The following is a 15,157-nucleotide window of genomic DNA, read 5'->3' as shown; positions in this document are numbered from 1 at the left end:
GGCCGTTCCGGCCCGATCCAACTCAGGGGCCGCTTCGGCCCCGATCCAAGTCAGGGGCCGGTCCGGCCCCGCTCCAACCGAGACCAACGAAGAAAGGTCGGCAAGGTGACCATGGGCCCAGTGCAACAGCGTCTGCGTCAGGCGCTGACGTCTCAATTTCAGCCCGCCGCGCTCGAAATCAGCGACGAGTCCCACCTCCACGCGGGACATATGGGCGCCCGTCCAGAAGGCGAGACCCATTTTCGCGTGCGCATCGTCGCGGACGCCTTTCGCGGCAAGACGCGGCTGGAACGTCACAGGATGGTGAACAGCGCCGTCGCCGACGAGCTGGCCGGGCCGGTCCACGCCCTCGCCATCCACGCCGACGCGCCCTGATCGACAGACCTCGGGTCGGCTCCATCCGGCTCCGGCGGCATCGACGCCGGCCGGTCGGGACCAGACGGGCCTACTTCACCCCCGCGGCGCTGGCGGTGAAAACCAGCCCGAGCGGATGAGCGCCGAGTGCGATCGCCGACTCCGCCGCGAGGGCGCGGCGGTCGATCGGCACTCCGGTTGCAGCGCGGAGCGACGTTGCTGTCCGCTGTGAAGGGAGCGGGGCGGCGTGGGCCGCCACTTGGGCGACAACCGCCATCAAACTGAGCGCCATGGCGATGATGGCGGCGATGAGGGTCTTCATGTCTCGTTCTCCTGCGATGAGCCGGAGATAAGACGGCGGCTGCGAGCGCCCTGTGATCGCCATCACACCTCGGCGCCCCGCACCGCCCGGAGACACGCTTCGGCGCCATAATGACCCGCCGCGCAATGCGGGCCACGACGGGTAAGGTCGCGAGGGCGACCGTCACGCTCAGGCCGGGCTACCGCCGCCCCTTCATCGCGGCGGGGCGGCGATCGGCGCACCAGAAGACGGTGAGGCCGGAAGTCGGTCAGCCCGGAAGACGGTCACTCAATGCCGGCACGCCCCCGCTCGCGCGCGGCGACTCACAGCGTGAACTCGCTGCGGTCGAGCGGGCGGATGAAACTTTCCCGTGTCCGGTCCAGCACCGTTTGCAGATGGCTGAAGATCCGCTCCACCTCTTCCTCTGTGTAGGCATAGGAATGGGGGTTGGATAAATTGCGAACACGACGCAACGTTGTTTCAACATTTCGCACGCGTCGAACGGCAGCGTCGCGAAATTTTTCGTGCCGGTCACCATTGTCATCCGTCATTATGCAATCTGCCTTGTTAAACTTTGCGCGCACATATATCAGACAAAAAAATACGCCGACTGTCAATCACAGATTGCAATGCCTGCTTAACATTCTGTGGTTTTATATTTCAATACTTCCCACGGACCCGCCGTCGACGCGCCAATTGGCTCCGGCGACGAAACTGGCCAGCTCCGACGCGAGGAGCGCGATGACAGGCGCGACCTCCTCCGGGCGTCCGCGCCGCTTCAACGCAAGGTAGGGACGCTCTTCGTCCAGGAAGGCCTTCACGGCCTCCTCGCGGCTGACACCGCGCTTCTTCGCCTCCTTCTCCATCATCCCGTCCGTCATCGGCGTTTCGATGAAGGCGGGCGCCACGCAATTGGCGAGGAGCCCCTTGCCGGCGTGCGCCATCGAAATCGACTTGGCGAAGCTCGCCACGCCGATCTTGGCGACATTGTAGACCGTCTCGTCCGGGTAGGGCTGCGCCGCGTTCTCGGACGTGACGAACACCATCCGCCCCCAGCCGGCCTTCAGCATCGCCGGGCCGTAGAGCCGCGCGACCCGAACCGCCGACATGAAGTCGACCTGAAGCGCCTCGTTCCAATCCTCGTCGGTCATCTCCAGCGGGTCGCCCTTGGCGCCGGTGACCCCGGCGGCGTGAACGAGGATGTCCACCTCTCCCGTCGCCTGGAACAGCGCCTGCGCTCCCTCGGTGGTCGAAAGGTCCGCCGCCACGCTCTTCGCGCCGATCTTCGCGGCGGTCTCGGCCACCTTCTCTTCGTCGATGTCGGTCAGCCATATCTCGGCGCCGGCGTCGGCCAGCACCGCGGCGGCGGCTGCACCAAGTCCGCCGCTGCCGCCGGTGACGAGGGCGCGCTTGCCGTTGATCTTCAGATCCATGCTCTGTCCTTCGAGGCGAGTGATTTTGCGTTTGTGCAAAAAGAGCGATGCGCGGTGGTTCGTTCCAGCGGGGCGCCCATGCGCGGATTGCAGCCGGCCGGGTGAGACGCCAGATTGGGCCCATGAACGCACCCGCCCCATCGCCCCCCAAAGCCTCGATCGACCGCGTGGCGGCCGATGCGGCCCGCCTCGGCCTCGCCATCGACATCAGGCGGATGGACGCCTCCACCCGCACCGCCGCCGATGCCGCGGCGGCCGCCGGGTGCGATGTGGCGCAGATCGTCAAATCGCTCGTCTTCGCCAGCGGTGAGGGGCTGATCCTCGTCCTCGTCTCCGGCGCGCACAACGCGGACCTTGCCGCCGTGTCCGCCCGCATCGGCCGGCCGCTGGACCGCTGCGACGCCCGCCGCGTGCGCGACGTGACCGGATTCGCCATCGGCGGCGTCGCCCCGATCGGCCACCTGACGCCGCTTCCGGTGGTGATGGACGAGGCGCTTCTCGTCTTCCCGGTGGTGTGGTGCGCCGCCGGCCGGCCGGACAGCATCTTCAGCGTCGACCCTTCGGCGCTGAGGGATGCGCTGGGTGCCACCGTCGTCCCCGTGGGGCCGCACTGATGGCGGGCCGCGACGGTGAGGCAACCATCCTCGCCGACATCGAGCCCCGCGAGGACGGTTATTCGGGCGAGGACGCTCATCCGGGAGAGGACGGCCAGCCCGGCGAGGACATCCTGCCCGGTGAGGAGTTGGAGACGGATGCCTTTACCGACGCGCTGGTCGAGGTGGACATGCCTGCCGGCGTGCCGACCCGCGTGCGCGCGGTGCCGCAGTCCGGAGCCGAGCGGCGGGCCGGGGGAGGCGCCGAGGAGGTCCGATTCCGCCGCACGCAGATCGAGAAGACCGGCTTCGAGCTGATCGCCGAGACGGTGAAGCGGCTTCCCAACGCGCCCGGCGTCTACCGGATGATCGACGACGCGGGCGACGTGCTCTACGTCGGCAAGGCGCGCAGCCTGAAGAAGCGCGTGGTCAGCTATTCGCGGCCGACGGGCCTGTCATCGCGGCTGATGTCGATGGTGAACCGCACCGTCGCCATGGAGTTCGTGCGCACCAACACCGAGACCGAGGCGCTTCTCCTGGAAGCCAACCTCATCAAGCGCTTCCGCCCGCGCTACAACGTGCTGCTGCGGGACGACAAGTCGTTCCCCTACATCCTTTTGACCGGCGACCACGAGGCGCCGCAGATCCTGAAGCACCGCGGCGCCCATTCGCGCAAAGGCGACTATTTCGGCCCCTTCGCCTCGGCGGGGGCGGTGGACCGGACCATCAACGCGCTGCAGAAGGCCTTCCTCATCCGCTCCTGCACCGATGCGGTGTACGAGCAGCGCACGCGGCCCTGCCTGCTGTTCCAGATCAAGCGGTGCTCCGGCCCCTGCACCAAGGAGATCGCGGTGGAGGATTACGGCGCGCTGGTGGGCGAGGCGAAGGCCTTCCTGTCCGGCAAGAGCCAAGCGATCCGCAAGCACATGGGCGCCGAGATGGAGGCCGCCGCCGAGGCGCTGGAGTTCGAGCGGGCCGCGCGCATCCGCGACCGTCTCGCCGCACTCAGCCATGTGGACAGCCACCAGGGCATCAACACCCAAGGGGTGGAGGAGGCGGACGTGTTCGCCGTCCACCAGGAGGGCGGGGAGACCTGCGTTCAGGTGTTCTTCTTCCGCACCGGCCAGAACTGGGGCAACCGCGCCTACCATCCGCGCGACGAGGGGCTCGAGGCGGGCGAGGTTCTGGAGGCCTTCGTGGCGCAGTTCTATGACGACAAGCCGGTTCCGCGCGTCGTCTTCCTGTCGCACGAGGTGCCGGACCGCGAGCTTCTGGCGCTCGCCTTCGCCGAGAAGGCGGGGCGCAAGGTGGAGGTTGCCGTGCCCCAGCGCGGCGGCAAGCGGGAGCTGGTGGACCACGCCCTCGCCAATGCGCGCGAGGCGCTGGGCCGGCGTCTCGCCGAGAAGTCGAGCCAGAACAAGCTCCTCGCCGGCCTTGCCGAGACGTTCGGGCTGGAGCGGCCGCCCCGGCGCGTGGAGGTCTACGACAACTCGCACATCATGGGCACCAACGCGGTGGGCGGGATGATCGTGGCGGGTCCGGAGGGCTTCTCCAAGCCGCACTACCGCAAGTTCAACATCAAGTCCGAGGACCTCACCCCCGGCGACGACTTCGGCATGATGAAGGAGGTGTTGACGCGCCGCTTCTCGCGCCTCTTGAAGGAGAACCCGCGCGATGCGTCTGCCGACGCCATAACGGGCGCGCCGCCGGACGATGAGGCGGGCGACGTCGAGGGCGCCGAGGACACGCTCGGCCCTTGGCCCGACCTCGTCCTCATCGACGGCGGCGCTGGGCAGCTCGCCGCCGCCCTCGCGGTGCTGGACGAGCTCGGCATCACCGATGTGCCGATGGTCGGCGTCGCCAAGGGCGTCGACCGCGACGCGGGGCGCGAGGAGTTCCACCAGCGCGGCCACCAGCCCTTCCGCCTGCCGCCGCGCGACCCGGTGCTCTACTTCATCCAGCGCCTGCGCGACGAGGCGCACCGCTTCGCCATCGGCGCGCACCGGGCCAAGCGCAAGAAGGCGCTGACCGCCAACCCGCTGGACGAGATCGCCGGCATCGGCGCCGCCCGCAAGCGCGCTCTGCTGAAGCACTTCGGCACGGCCAAGGCCGTGGCGAAGGCGGGGATCGACGATCTCGTCGCCGTCGACGGCATCTCGGAAAGCGTGGCGCAGAAGGTCTACGACCACTTCCACGCCGAAAACGCCCCCTCGTCACGCTGAGGGGGCGGCGCTGAGGGCGCGGGCGGCCTCTACTGCGCCAGCTCGCTCGCCAGCCGGGCGATGGTCTGCTTGTAGACCTCGGCCCTGTTCCACTCGCCGATGACGTTGTAGTTCGCCGTCCCCGGCCCCCAGGGCTGCCCCGTGCGCCAGCCGTTGCGGGCGAACCAGTTGGCGGTGGAGGCGAGGACGTCCGGCACAGAGCGCATCAGATCGCGCCGTCCGTCACCGTCGAAGTCCACGGCGTAGTTGAGGTATCGCTCGGCGAGAAACTGCGTCTGGCCGATCTCGCCCGCCCAGGCGCCCTTCATGTCGGCGGCCCGCATGTCGCCCCGATCGACGATCTTCAGCGCCGCTATCAGCTCGCGCGTGAAGAACTCGGAGCGCCGGCAGTCGTAGGCAAGCGTCGCCAGCGAGCGCATGATCGGAAGGTTGCCGCTGTCGCGCCCGAAGCCCGACTCCAGCGCCCAAACCGCCACCACCAGCGCCCCCGGCACGCCGTAGCGCTGTTCGATCCGGCCCATCATCGCCGCATTGTCGCGCAGATATTTGCGGCCGCGGTTGATCATCGCCTGGTTCACCCGCCGCGCCCAGAACTGGTCGAACGATAGCTTGAACGACTTCTGGTTCCGGTCGTAGCCGATGATGCGGCTGGAGTAGGTGACGCCCGCGAGCGAACTCTCCACCGTCGCGGGGCGGATGCCGGCCGCCACCGCCTCGGCCTTGAACTCGGCCATCCAGCGGTTGAAGCCGCCCGGACCGTCGCCGCAGGTGGCGGCGGTGGCCGTCCCTCCCAGCGCCAGGGCCATCACAACTGCGCAAGCGATGCGAAACATGTCCGAAACCTCCGTGACCCGGCCTGACGCTCTTCGTACATGTGTGGCGATTTGACGGGGCCGGAAAGGGCCCGCACGGATGAGGAGCGCCATGCGACCCTACGACATTCTCGACGTCTTCACCGACACGCCGTTGACCGGCAACCCGCTCGCCGTGGTCTACGAGGCGGACGGCCTCTCGATCGAGCGGATGCAGGCCATCACGCGCGAGTTCAACCTGTCGGAGACGATCTTCATGCACGCGGCGGTGGACGGCCGCACCCCGGCGCGCATCTTCACCCCCGCGCACGAGATGCCGTTCGCGGGCCATCCGACGGTGGGCGGCTCCATCGCGCTCGGCCTTCGCTCCGGCACCGACCATGTCGCGCTGTCTCTCCCCGCCGGGCCGGTGGACGTGACGCTGACCGGTGACACGGTGCGGCGGGCGGAGTTCGACGCGCCGGTTCTGCCGACCGCCGAACCGCTTGCCGTCTCCGCGGCCGACCTCGCAAGGCTCCTCGGCCTCACCCCCGCCGACATCGCCGGGCCGGCGATGCGCATGTCGAGCGGTCCGGCCTTCACGGCGATCCCCCTCGCCAGCGTCGAGGCGCTGGGGCGCGTGCGTTACGACGCGGCGGGGGAGGCGGCGCTGGGCGATGCGCCGCGCGCCATCTATCCGGTGACGCCCACCGCCGGCGGCTACCAGGCGCGGATGATCGCCCCCGATTTCGGCATCGCCGAAGACCCGGCGACGGGCGCGGCGGCGGTCGCCTTCGCCGCCGTTGCGCTGCAGTCGGCGCCGCTCGGCGAGGGGCGCCACGTCATCTCCATCGCCCAGGGGATCGAGATGGGGCGCCCGTCCGCGATCGAGCTGGTGGCCGAGGTATCGGGCGGCGCGCTCACCCGCGTGCGCCTCGCCGGCGAGGCGGTGATCGTTGCCCAGGGCACGCTGCTTCTCGACTGAGCGGGCACGAAAAAGCCGCCCCGCGGGAATCCGCGAGGCGGCTTTGGATGCAACGCGAGGCGCTGATTATTCGGCCTGCACTCTGATGATCGCCCCGCCGATCGGCCGGCGGTTGGAGACCGCGTTGGCGTAGAGCCCGGCGCGGGTGTCCTTGGTGGACCCGGCCTTGTCCAGCGCCTCGAAGATCTGCTGGGCGGCGCGGTAGTTGCCGGCGTCACGGTAGGCGAAGCCCTGCAGCAGCATCAGGTCCTTCTGCAGCGGCGCGATCTTGTTGCGCTGGTCGAGGAAGTAGAGCGCCTCGATATAGCGGCCGTCGCGGTTGGCGGCGAGCGCGCGCTGGGTCAGGATCTGCGTCTGCAGCTCCGTGCGGCGCGGGCGCGACAGGGGCGACTGGGTCGCCGCGATGGCCGCCTCTTTGGTGAGGTTGGCGGCGATGTAGGCGAGGGTCGACCCGTAGACCGCGTCCGCCTTCTCGCTGGTGCCGACGCGGGTGCGCAGCTTGGCGAGCTGGAAGGCCTGCGCCGCCTCCACCGGACGGTTGAGCTGCAACAGGCAGAAACCGCGCGCCGAGGCGTCCTCGGCCGACAGGCGGCCGTCGCGGATGCCGGCATCGGTGATGGCGATGCAGCGCGAATAATTGCGTGCTGTCAGCGCCCGCTGGGCGGCTGTGCCACCGCCGCCGCCACCCCCGCCGCCGACGGTTCTGGTGCGCACGGGGGCGTTGATGATCTGCATCACCTGATCATCCGTCGCGGTCGGCAGACCGGCGCGCACGCGGCGCTCCACTGTATCGCCGTAGAGGGTCGCGGTGGACGGGCTCGCGGTGCGGATGCGCGCCGGAGTCGCCGTGCGCGGTGAGACCGCCTGGGCCGGAGCGGTGGGCGAGCGGGTGATCCGCACCGGCTGGCCGGCGCCCGGCGTCGCGGTCACCGGGGCGCCGAGGCCGGGCGCCTGGGTCACCGGAGCCGGCGTGATCGGCTGCGGCCGGACCCCGGCCGGCGGCGCTGCCGTCAGCGGCGGCGCAACGGTGGACGGGGAGGGCTGCACGGGCACCGGCTCGATCTGCTGCTGCCCGGGCGTCGGCAGAGGAAGTTCGAGCTGGACCCTGCGCAGGATGCTTTCGGGCGAGCGGCGTGTGGGATCGATCACCACCGAGCGGCGGGGGATCGCCGGACGCACGGCGCCCTCGGGACGCGAGGTCATGGGGCGGACCTGCGCGGCGGTCAGCGAACCGGCCTGGGTGAAGCTCAGCCGGTCACCGCCCTGGGTGCGCTCCTGCTGTTCGACGATGAGCGCACGCAGGCGGCGGCGCTCCTCGGGATCGCAGATGAGGCTGTCGACGCCGACCTCGTCGCTCGGATCGTCGAGCGCGCCGGAGACCGGGTCTTCCGGCTGGTCCGGGCCGAGGCCGGTCGCAAGGTTCTGCACCGCCGGGTAGAGCGGGCCCCACTCGTCGACGACTTCCTGGAAGCCGGCCATGTCGCCGAGCCGCAGACGCGACAGAGCGAGGCCGAACATCGCCGCTTCGGTCGGCACCCAGTTCGCCGAGGAGATGAACCACTCTTCGGCGATGATGAACTGGCAGGTGTTGAAGGCGTACCAGCCGAGCGCCTGCGCGCCGTTGGCGTCGCGCTGCTCGATCACGATCGGCGCGAAGCGGTCGACGGCGGTCTGCTCGACGTCCTCGATGGAGGTTTCGCCATATTCGTCCGCGGTGAGGATCGTCGCCACCGCGTCGAGATAGGCTTCCATCAGCTCGGGCGTCTGCTCGCGCCACTGGTAGGCCACCTCGCGGGCGAGGAAGGAGTCCTCGCGGTCGCCGGTCGCGCGCAGGGCGATGATGTAGCCCTCCGCCGCGTCCGAGCCGAGCCCGTTGTCGAGCGCGAAGCGGAACCACTGGGCCGCGTCCGCCGGGGCGCCCTGGCGGTAGAGGTAGTACCCGATCAGCATCGCGTCATCGAGGTTTTCCCCGGTGCGCGCGAAGTTGGCGAGGATGGTGATCCAATCCTGCGGGACCAGCATGCCTTGCGCATTTTCCTGACCCGCCTGGGCGATCAGGCCGCGGATGATGTCGAGCTGGGCCTCGCCCATCGCCGTGAGCTGGCCGTCCTCGCTCTGCGTTACATAGCTGAAGAGTTGCGTGACGTAGCTCGGGTCCAGCTCCTCGGACGCCTTCTGCAAGGACGCGGCGCGAATGCCCTGCTCGTCGCAGGTCTCGATCACATAGACGTAGGCGTCGAACGCGCGTTGCGGCCGGCCGGTCTCGGCGAAGGCTTCGGCGACACGCCAGATCGAATCGGGGTCTTCGCAGGTGAGGATCTGCTCGTTGGCCTCGGCGATCTGCAGCACTTGCGCGAAGTTGCGTGCGTCCGACGCCGTCCTGAGGGTGGCGCGCGCTTCGGCGAGTTCGAGCAGCGCCTGCAGGCGGGGCGGCGTCTGGAAGGTCGGGTCGCGGCGCTGGCGATCGGCGATCAGCCGCCGCGCCTCCTCGAAATTCTGGTCGCCCACGAGGTCGTAGATGCGCTGCAGCTCGACGTCTTCGCCGTCGGGGTCGAGAAGGTCGCGCGGCGGCGTCCAGCCCGGATAGAGCACGCGCAGACGGCGCAATTCGGCCTCAAGCCGCTCGGTCGCGCCTTCGCGGGCGAAGTAGCGGAGCGCCGCGCGGTCGGCTTCCGACGGCTCGGCGAAGGCGTTCGCCGAGGTCTGCGGTGCTTCTTGCGCGTCGGCGGACCCGTTGATTCGCCCGGTCAGCGCGTCCCACGGGCCGATGTCGAAGACGAAGCTGAAGGCGATGGCCGCAGCGGTTCCGAGTGCGACCGGCTTGAACGCCGGCGCCGTGGCCCAGGAGGCCGTGGGACTTTTACGGCGGAATGCGGACAACAGTCTGTCTGACGCCGTCTTCACCGGGATAGTCTGTGTCGGACGGAGCGCGAAGGGCGGCTCGATGTCCTGGTACTTGGTCTTGTCCTTAACCATACACCCTCGCGAAGCTTCAGCCGCCACCCAACTGCCAGCCAGGCTCATTCTGACCGAAGCCTGGGTCTACTCTTCGGCGTAACCCTGAACGAATACGGTTAATGATTGGTGTGAGCGGACCAGGCCTTTGTTGCTTTTGCCACTCTTGCGGGTGGCTTCCGTCGAAGGACCCCGCACCGCCGGAGCGGGGCGAGGATCATGGGATCGAGCCGCCGCCGAAGAGGCGGCCCACGGCTCGTTCGTCGCTCAGTTCATTCGACCCATCGGCCGAACCAGGAGCCAGGTGACGAAGCCGAGGAGCACGGCGGCGATGACGAGGGCGATGGCATAGACGCCGTTGTTGATCGAGAACCAGTTGGCGGCGATCAAGCGCATGTTGGTGAAGGAGGGCGGGAGGGTCGCGATGTAGCTCACCTTGTTCGCCCGCACGGTGTCTACCGCGTTGGTCTCCAGCGTGAAGGCGGCGGCGCGCCCGCTGATCTGGTCCCACGCCTCCGGGATCGTCACGGCGGCGATGGAGGTGGAGAGGAGGCCGGCATTGGGCGCCGTCACCACGGTCCAGGCCGCCGAGTTGTTGTCCGGGGCGACGCTCTGGACCATCAACAACGAGGCGCTGTCGGGGATCGAGCCGGGGGTCAGCTCGTCGGTCCCGTTGCCGAAGATGTTGAGGTCGAAGTCGAAGTTGAGATTGAAGGCATTGCGCAGCGGGCGGAGGATATCGCTGATGCCGCCGGTGCTTTCCTGCTCGCCCGTGTCGAACCAGCTTCCGCCGCGCTGGGTGCTGGTGGTGTCCGTGTCGCCGAGGTTGGTTGCGGCACGGTTGAGCTGGGCGTCCTCCTGGCGAAGCTGACGGCGCAGACGGCGCAGCACCTCGTCATATTGCTCCAGCCCCTGCGCCTCGACCCCGCTCGCACCACCGGCCAGCGGCGAGTCCCAGCTCGACGGGATCACGTTGTCGGTTCCGGTCGCCTGCAGCACCTGGCTCGGAACGTCCTGCATCGGCGCGACGACGATGAGGCCCTGGTCCCGCGCCGGCTCCACCTGATCGACCACGTTGGTGTTGAGCGGCGTGCCGTGGCCGATGGCGATGCGGCTGAGCAGCGTGCCCGCCGCGCCCACCGTGTCGAGCGCGGTGCCGCCGATCATCACGCGCACGGGGTCGCCGCGCAGCGCATAGGGGAAGCCGTCCGCCGTGAAGGAGGCGAGGTTGGGAAGCTGGCCGATCCGCGCGAAGTCCGGGAAGTTGAGGCGCGTGGAGGACAAGATGGCGAAGCGGTCGTCCGACTGGGCGGTGGCGCCGGGGAGGCAGGCCGTATCGTCCACCGATCGCAGTTCGGCGACGAGCTCGATCCGGTTCACGCCCGGCTTGAAGGACTGCATGCCGAGCTGGATCGGATATTGCTCGAAGCGCCTCCGGTCGGCCTGCACGAAGTTGACCGACGTCGACGACACGCCGTTGACGTAGATCACCATCTGGCTGTTCGGGTCGATCGATTCCGAATAGGCCGCGTCCAGGAGCATCTGCGCCTCACCGTAGGCGGCAGCGTAGAAGTCGGGCGGAAGCGTGACGTTGAAGCCGGCGCGGAAGCGGCGCCCGCTGAAGTCGATCGTATCGAAGCCGAGCTGGGACAGGGTGATCGACGTGCGGCCGTCGATCAGCGGTCCGTTGGTGGAGCCCATCGGGCCGGCGTCTTCCAGTGTGGTGAACTCGCGAAGCGCGCTGTCGACGTCGCGGGCCGTGGGGCCGGAGATGACGATCGTCGGCCCGATTTCGTCGTTCACCAGCTCCACGGTGGGGCCGATATTGGCCGCGGACGGCGCATCGGAGATGACGCGGTTGATGGTCGCCGCCGGTCCCATGGCGATGTTGAGCGTGCCGACGACCGGCTCGAGGTCGGTGCCGGGGGCGACGATCTCCACCAGCGGCTGGCGGAAGCGGCCGCGGATGGCAACCGCCTGCACGACCTTCAACATGCGGTCGATCTGCGTCGGGTTGGACGGCTGGTCCATGATGACGCGAAGCCGCGTGGCGCCGTTGGTGCCGACGCCGATCGCCGGGATGTCCGGCAGGCCCGACACCGGGGTCTCGAGCCCCTGGGCCGAGAAGCCGGTCAGGCGCGTGTCGATGCGGGTCCACAGCTCGTAGGTCGCGTTGACCGAGCAGTCGATGCGGTGGCGCATCTCCGATTCGATGCGGAAGGTGTTCTCGCCCGGCCGCAGCAGGCTGGAGGAGACGGGCAGCGTGATGACTTTGGTGCGGTCCGGCGAATCGATCGCCGTTTCCATGATCTGCTGACCGTTGAGGGTCAGGCGCAGGCGCGAGCTTTCCGGCAGCACCAGCACCGAGTTGTTGAAGGCGATCGACAGGGTTCCGCCACGCGCCGCCTCGGCCGCCGTCAGGTAGACGTTCCAGGAGCGCGAATCGAGCTCGCCTTCCAGGCGCAGCGTGCGCTCGGGGATGATCGGCCGGTCGACCAGGGCGGCGCCGTAGTCGGTCCCCTCGTCGAGCATCACACGAAGCTCGCGCACCTGGGCGGTCTGCTCGTGCAGCATGGCGACGAGGTTGTCACGCTGCTCCTGGCTGATCGCGTCGACGGGCATGGTCGAGGCGCGCTGTCCGGGGGCGAGCGGGGAAATCGTGGTCGACGGCTGCACCGAGAGGGTGGGCGAATCGTCCGGAAGCTCGGCGCTGGGCGTCCTGCCGTCGTTGTTGACGTCGAACGGGCGGGGCTGCGTCCTGGCCGGGGAGACGCCGGTTCGCGCCGCGCCCGTGGCCGGGTTTTCCGGACCGAGCCCGCGTGCGGCTCCGGCGGCGATGCTCTGCTGCTGCGACGGGGAGGTGGCGGCGGGAACCTCGGAGGCCTGACCGCCGCCGATGCTGAAGTTCGACTGCGCGGTCGCGGCGGTCACGCCCCACACGAGGACGAGGGCCGTTGCGGTGAGAAGTCGCTGGATGCGCATCGGAGGCCTCAACGATCGGGGGTGTGGTTGGCCGACCGGCCGATCGGCACGCCGGACAATGCCGCGGTCGATCCCGCGCCGGTGACGACCGCGTTGGGGTCGGCTCCGGCGAAGGTCGGCGGGGCCGAAGGCGCGTTGCTCTCGGCGGCCGCATTGTCGCTCTGCGCGGCCTTCTTGTTCGTCGGGGCGCTGCGCATGAGGTAGGACAGCCCGCGCACCGTCTGGAAGATGGCGAGCTGGATGAACTCGATCACCCCGCGCACCACGCCGATATTCTTACGGCGCGTCGCCTGGAATCGGCTCCATTCGTCGGAGTTCGCGAAGACGAGATCGGCCACCATCTTGTACTGGCGCACGTCGTCCACGGCGAACTCCGAGCCCAGCGCGATGCCGCCTTCGTCACGCACGACGGAGCGGACGGTGAGCGGCAGCTCGTTGGTGGCGAGCGGCGCCATCGGCTGGAAGCGCATGATGATGCGTTCGCCCGCGCGGATGGAGCGCATCGCGTTGGCCGGCACCAGAATACGCGCGCCGTTGACCGACACGTCGTCGATGCGGGCGGGGATGACGCGGTCGCCGTAGATGATCTCGGCCGGCCGCTCGATGGCGATGCGGGTGGACGAGCGCAGCTGGCGCCGTTCGGCCACCACGCCCAAGGCGCCGCCGATGAGGAGCATGTTGAAGAGGTTCCAACCGCCGACGACGAGCGCGACGCCCGCTTCCGATGGCGTCACCACGATCCGCCAGACCATCGCCACGATGCCCGCGAGGAGGATGAAGAAAATCACGTAGAACGGGCCGCCCAGTTCCGAAATTCGGCTGAAGCGGGTGGTTTCACCCTTGGTGGTCACCTTGAACGACGGCGCCGTGGGGTTGACGAGCACCGCCAAGAGCGCGCGTCCGAGGTAGATCGATTGGATCGTCTCGTAGAGCTCCGAGATGAACGGCCAGCGCACCCGGCTCCAATTGTAGTTCTGGAGCAGGATGTTCACGAGAATATACGTGGTCGTATAGGCCGCGAACTCAGCGCCGGACGCATCGAAGATCGACAGGCCGAAGAAGAGGTAGAAGAGCGGCGAGAACAGGAAGGTCAGCCGCGCAAACGGGAACAGCCAGTACAGAATCGAGGACAGGTAGCAGAGCCGCTGCGGGATCGACAGGCCGCGCTTCAGCATCGGGTTGTTGAGCAGCAGGATCTGCAGCATGCCCTGGCACCAGCGCGACCGCTGGCCGATGAAGTTGGCGAAGGTTTCAGGCTGCAGACCGGCGATCATCGGCCGGTCGACGTAGGCCGAGTTCCAGCCGCGGGCGTGGAGGCCGAGCGCGGTCTCCGCATCTTCGGTGATTGACAGGCCCGAGAAGCCGCCGGATTCTTCCAGCGCCTCGCGCCGCAGAACGGCGGCCGAGCCGCAGAAGAACGAGCCGTTCCACTTGTCGAGACCCTTCTGGATCACGCCGTAGAACATTTCGTTCTCGGACGGCATGCGGGTCCAGGTTTCCAGGTTGTGCTCGAGCGGGTCCGGGTTGATGAAGAAGTGCGGCGTCTGCACCAGGAAGAGCCGCGGGTCCACGGCGAAGTAACCGAGCGTCTCGTTCAGGAAGTCGCGCGCGGGGGCGTGGTCGGCGTCCAGAACCGCCACGAACTCCGAGGTGGAGTGGGCGAGACCATTGTTCAGGTTACCCGCCTTGGCGTTCACGTTGCGCGCGCGGGTGAGGTAGTTGACGCCGAGGTCACGGCAGAGCTGCTGCAGCTCGCGCCGGCGCTCGGCCGCGGCCATCGCCACCTGCGGGTCGTTGGATTCGAGGCGCTGGTCCGTTCCGCCATCGTCGAGCAAGTAAACGTTGAAGCGGTCTTCCGGATAATCCATCTGCTTCGCCGCCGAGACGGTGATGGCGAGCAGTTCCTTGTCCTCGTTATAGCTGGGGATAAAGACGTCGACGGTCGGGCGGACCGAATCACGGGCCAGCGTGCGCCGCGGCCGGTTGAGCGGGTCGGCGATGGCGAACAGCGACAAGAAGAGCATGAACACCGAGTACATCTCGGCGAGGTAGAGGATGAAGCCGGGGATGAAGTTGGCCAGCTCGTCGACCGGCGGAATGGTCGACGTGGTGCGCCAATAGACGTAGCGCAGCACGATCGACGTGCCGAGCGCCAGCACAACGGCGCGCAGGGCCCCGCGCCGATCGAACATCTTGAGGATGGCGATGATGATGATGATGATCATCGCCGTGACGAAGTGGGTCGTGAGGCTGACCGGCTGAGTGGCGAGGAAGACGATGAGCGCCACCATCGCCAACCATAACAAGAATGTGAGAAATCTCATCGTCCGATCTCCTCGAGCGCCAGACGGCACCGCAATTGCCCGTAACCCGTCAGCGCGTGATCCCTGCGTGGGAGACGATTCGGTATAACAGGTCCGCTCATTGTCGTGATCGTCTCACTTCCTGCGCAGAAAGCGCCGGTCCGACGCATTTTAGCGTATATCCCGACGGTTGCATTTTACCAGCGAGACGCGCCTTTTGCCTAGGCGAGCGCTCCAC

The 15,157-nt window shown here is 68.3% G+C and carries 11 protein-coding genes; 4 read left to right on the top strand and 7 right to left on the bottom strand.

The genetic code is table 11. The features are described from left to right. The first annotated feature begins 111 nt into the window (after positions 1 to 111). Entirely contained in the window at positions 112 to 375 is a 264-nt protein-coding gene (locus BIX52_RS16990; protein ID WP_075222279.1) for a BolA family protein, read from the top strand. A gap of 70 nt (positions 376 to 445) precedes the next feature. Here the strand turns inward: BIX52_RS16990 and BIX52_RS16985 are convergent, their stop codons facing one another. The 3 genes from BIX52_RS16985 to BIX52_RS16980 all read right to left on the bottom strand — a co-directional run bounded on the left by BIX52_RS16985 (position 446) and on the right by BIX52_RS16980 (position 2,088). Next, positions 446 to 676 (bottom strand): hypothetical protein, encoded by a 231-nt coding sequence (locus tag BIX52_RS16985; RefSeq protein ID WP_075222278.1) that lies wholly within the window; start codon positions 674 to 676, stop codon positions 446 to 448. A gap of 302 nt (positions 677 to 978) precedes the next feature. Further along, positions 979 to 1,206, bottom strand: a complete 228-nt coding sequence (locus tag BIX52_RS22955; protein WP_139312796.1) for a hypothetical protein — start codon at positions 1,204 to 1,206, stop codon at positions 979 to 981. 102 nt (positions 1,207 to 1,308) lie between these two features. Further along, entirely contained in the window at positions 1,309 to 2,088 is a 780-nt protein-coding gene (locus tag BIX52_RS16980; RefSeq protein WP_075222277.1) for an SDR family NAD(P)-dependent oxidoreductase, read from the bottom strand. Between the two features lie 122 nt (positions 2,089 to 2,210). Between BIX52_RS16980 and BIX52_RS16975 the strand changes: the two genes are divergently transcribed. Together BIX52_RS16975 and uvrC are read left to right on the top strand one after the other, a co-directional pair. After that, positions 2,211 to 2,702 carry a YbaK/EbsC family protein gene (locus BIX52_RS16975; RefSeq protein ID WP_075222276.1) on the top strand — a complete coding sequence of 164 codons (492 nt, stop codon included), beginning with the start codon at positions 2,211 to 2,213 and terminating at the stop codon, positions 2,700 to 2,702. Positions 2,703 to 2,872: 170 nt separating this feature from the next. Next, entirely contained in the window at positions 2,873 to 4,903 is a 2,031-nt protein-coding gene (gene uvrC / locus BIX52_RS16970) for an excinuclease ABC subunit UvrC (RefSeq protein WP_075222351.1), read from the top strand. A 29-nt stretch (positions 4,904 to 4,932) separates the two neighbouring features. Here uvrC and BIX52_RS16965 read toward each other — a convergent pair whose 3' ends face one another. Further along, positions 4,933 to 5,736, bottom strand: a complete 804-nt coding sequence (locus tag BIX52_RS16965) for a lytic murein transglycosylase (protein WP_075222275.1) — start codon at positions 5,734 to 5,736, stop codon at positions 4,933 to 4,935. A gap of 91 nt (positions 5,737 to 5,827) precedes the next feature. On the opposite strand from BIX52_RS16965, the gene BIX52_RS16960 reads away from it, so the two are divergent. Further along, complete coding sequence (locus tag BIX52_RS16960; RefSeq protein WP_075222274.1) at positions 5,828 to 6,679, top strand: PhzF family phenazine biosynthesis protein; 852 nt, start codon at positions 5,828 to 5,830, stop codon at positions 6,677 to 6,679. Positions 6,680 to 6,745: 66 nt separating this feature from the next. Here the strand turns inward: BIX52_RS16960 and BIX52_RS16955 are convergent, their stop codons facing one another. The 3 genes from BIX52_RS16955 to bcsA all read right to left on the bottom strand — a co-directional run bounded on the left by BIX52_RS16955 (position 6,746) and on the right by bcsA (position 14,940). Beyond that, on the bottom strand, positions 6,746 to 9,655 hold the full coding sequence (locus BIX52_RS16955) for a hypothetical protein (RefSeq protein ID WP_075222273.1): 2,910 nt from the start codon (positions 9,653 to 9,655) through the stop codon (positions 6,746 to 6,748). A 246-nt stretch (positions 9,656 to 9,901) separates the two neighbouring features. After that, positions 9,902 to 12,616, bottom strand: coding sequence for a cellulose biosynthesis cyclic di-GMP-binding regulatory protein BcsB (locus tag BIX52_RS16950; protein WP_075222272.1), 2,715 nt, complete (start codon positions 12,614 to 12,616; stop codon positions 9,902 to 9,904). Between the two features lie 8 nt (positions 12,617 to 12,624). Next, on the bottom strand, positions 12,625 to 14,940 hold the full coding sequence (bcsA, locus tag BIX52_RS16945; RefSeq protein ID WP_075222271.1) for a UDP-forming cellulose synthase catalytic subunit: 2,316 nt from the start codon (positions 14,938 to 14,940) through the stop codon (positions 12,625 to 12,627). Positions 14,941 to 15,157: the final 217 nt, after the last annotated feature.

Source organism: Acuticoccus yangtzensis, from assembly GCF_001927245.1.
GTDB lineage: Bacteria > Pseudomonadota > Alphaproteobacteria > Rhizobiales > Amorphaceae > Acuticoccus > Acuticoccus yangtzensis.
This window is presented reverse-complemented; position numbering and strand designations above follow the sequence as displayed.

Bases quoted from the DNA above. Each gene is read 5' to 3' on its own strand.
- bcsA (WP_075222271.1), bottom strand. From the start codon at position 14,940: ATGAGATTTCTCACATTCTTGTTATGGTTGGCGATGGTGGCGCTCATC.
- BIX52_RS22955 (WP_139312796.1), bottom strand. From the start codon at position 1,206: ATGACGGATGACAATGGTGACCGGCACGAAAAATTTCGCGACGCTGCC.
- BIX52_RS16980 (WP_075222277.1), bottom strand. From the start codon at position 2,088: ATGGATCTGAAGATCAACGGCAAGCGCGCCCTCGTCACCGGCGGCAGC.
- BIX52_RS16960 (WP_075222274.1), top strand. From the start codon at position 5,828: ATGCGACCCTACGACATTCTCGACGTCTTCACCGACACGCCGTTGACC.
- BIX52_RS16965 (WP_075222275.1), bottom strand. From the start codon at position 5,736: ATGTTTCGCATCGCTTGCGCAGTTGTGATGGCCCTGGCGCTGGGAGGG.
- BIX52_RS16975 (WP_075222276.1), top strand. From the start codon at position 2,211: ATGAACGCACCCGCCCCATCGCCCCCCAAAGCCTCGATCGACCGCGTG.
- BIX52_RS16990 (WP_075222279.1), top strand. From the start codon at position 112: ATGGGCCCAGTGCAACAGCGTCTGCGTCAGGCGCTGACGTCTCAATTT.
- uvrC (WP_075222351.1), top strand. From the start codon at position 2,873: ATGCCTGCCGGCGTGCCGACCCGCGTGCGCGCGGTGCCGCAGTCCGGA.
- BIX52_RS16985 (WP_075222278.1), bottom strand. From the start codon at position 676: ATGAAGACCCTCATCGCCGCCATCATCGCCATGGCGCTCAGTTTGATG.
- BIX52_RS16955 (WP_075222273.1), bottom strand. From the start codon at position 9,655: ATGGTTAAGGACAAGACCAAGTACCAGGACATCGAGCCGCCCTTCGCG.
- BIX52_RS16950 (WP_075222272.1), bottom strand. From the start codon at position 12,616: ATGCGCATCCAGCGACTTCTCACCGCAACGGCCCTCGTCCTCGTGTGG.